The organism is Acetomicrobium mobile (genome assembly GCF_937920065.1).
The window spans coordinates 1-2,161 of record NZ_CALETC010000144.1 but is presented as its reverse complement, the minus strand read 5'-3'; the positions used below and the strand labels follow the sequence as shown (position 1 = coordinate 2,161).

The window sequence follows — 2,161 nt, the reverse complement described above, 5'->3', positions numbered from 1 at the left end:
GCCCGAATTCATGCCCCTTTTGCGATCCTGTCTGGACGCGATTTCAGACAAGGTTAAAGGAGGCGCATTATGAAAAGAGACGTCAATTTTGGTTGGGCAATATTTGGCATCTACGTTGCATCTTGGATAATAGGTCTTTGGCTTTCATCATCCTTTGGTGCAAGTGGCAAGGCTATTTTATGGCCGGCTGCGGTGTTTGTCATAGCATCTGCCATTTTGTTGGTAGGACTCAAGCTAAGAAGGCGTGATGAAATAAAAATAGTTAAGGTGTTTTTGGATCTGACTAAACGACTTGGCGCTAAAGATTTAACTTTGAGAGCGGATATCATAAAAGAAGTCTTTTTATCCCAAGTTAGCGATGGTTTGAATAAAATGGTTAAGACTATCTTGGGTATTCGTATATTTGCTAGCAAGATCGGAATAGCCACGGAGGAGGTGGTAGAGTCTGCCAAATTTAGCAGCGATACAATGCAAAGTGTAGCAGCCTTTGCTTCGGAGATCGCTAAGGCGGCTGACGAGATCAGCTCATTGGCTTCCGAGACAAGCATGAGAGTCCAAACTTTTTCGGCGGGGGTTCAGGAATCATCGTCTACAATAGAAAACGTCGCAACGCAGGGCAGATTTGTAGAGTCAGAAGCCGAAGAGGATGTGAGATTAGTCAAGGAAACGACCGAAGGCATAGCGGCTGTAGATGAGGCAACTAAGCAGGTTTCTGAAGCAATCGGTCAGATGCAGAAGGTCTCAAGAGATATAGTAGAAATAGTTGGTAGTATAAAGGGCATAGCGGCGCAGACCAATTTACTTGCCCTAAACGCCGCCATAGAAGCAGCAAGGGCAGGAGAGCATGGGCGAGGTTTCGCAGTTGTCGCCGAAGAGGTGCGAAATCTGGCTGAAGAGTCCTCCCGAGCGGCTTCTAATATAGAAAATTTAGCGAACAATATTAAGGCTCTGGCCGAAGAGGGCGTAGAAAGCATTAACCTTGCAAGCGAGAGGGTGAAAGAGGCCAATGCTAAGGCCGGAGTTATGAGCGAAAGCATAAAAAAGGTTTTATTCATAGTAAGAGATTTGATTAAAGAAATAGAGTTAACGTCAGAAACGTTCCAAACTCAGGCCGAGTCAAGTGTAGAAATGACCAATCTCATTGTGCGTATAACTGAGAAAGTCGAACATCAAAACGAAAGGCTCGATGAAATCAACGCCCTATTGTATGATGAAGCGACATCTTCGGAAGTGATGGCTGAAAGGATGAAATTAGTGCTTTCTTCAGCCCAGGTCATGGAAAAGGCGCTATTTGAGTTCAAGTTAAGTACTGGCGAGCTTTCCTCATCTTTGCTGAAGCAAAGAGGAATCCTGCGAATAGGTGTGGAGAACGTGGACCTGGGACGTTTTCACTTTTGGAGGGACGGTAAGGCTCAAGGGTTGGACATAGACTTAGGCAGAGAAATAGCAAATGCTTTGGGAGTAAGGATGGAGATCGTTCCAATTATCTGGGGTAACGGTGAAAAAGGCACTCTATCTGGCACGTGGCTTTCAGGGGATTGGAGTCAGTTCGATACTGTAATTTCAGGTATAACTAAACTTCCAGCCCGAGCTGAAAATGTGACGTTTTCTGCTACCTATGCATCGATTGGGCTAAAGGTTCTCTTTAGAAAACAAGACGGATTTAATTCATTGAAAGATCTTGCTGACAAGAAGGTTGGCGCTCAGAAGGGCTCAACGAATGAGGCAGTGGCAAAAGCGAGGCTAACTAGGGCAACAATTGTGCCGTATCCCGGCTCGCACGATCTCCTAGTGGCCTTGAAAAAGGGCGAAATCTGCGCTGCTGTGATTGATAGTCCGACCGTTCAAAACTATCTAGATGAAGATCCTTCTTTGTCGTCTCTTAGAACGGTCCTGGCATGGGAACATTTTGGCGTAGTGTTGCCCAAGTTTGTTTCTGGCGAGCTGAAGGAATTGATCGACGAAACTATCTTGAAAAACAGGGATGAATTGGCTAATCAGTGGTTAAATACAACTCGAGAAAAAGCATCTTTAATTCCTTTGCGTTAGCAGGATTTTGTCCCTTGATGCTTTTAAAATCCATCAACGGAGGTGTTGGGGATGTCTTTACGAGAGGATCGTGCTATACAAGTTATTTTGGGCAGAAGAAGTATAAGAAAGT

At 44.8% G+C, this 2,161-nt stretch carries 1 protein-coding gene; it reads left to right on the top strand.

Annotated elements, in window-relative coordinates; all coding sequences use genetic code 11:
• The first annotated feature begins 69 nt into the window (after positions 1–69).
• Positions 70–2,049, top strand: coding sequence for a methyl-accepting chemotaxis protein (locus Q7P41_RS05620; protein ID WP_303882808.1), 1,980 nt, complete (start codon positions 70–72; stop codon positions 2,047–2,049).
• The last annotated feature ends 112 nt before the right edge of the window (positions 2,050–2,161 follow it).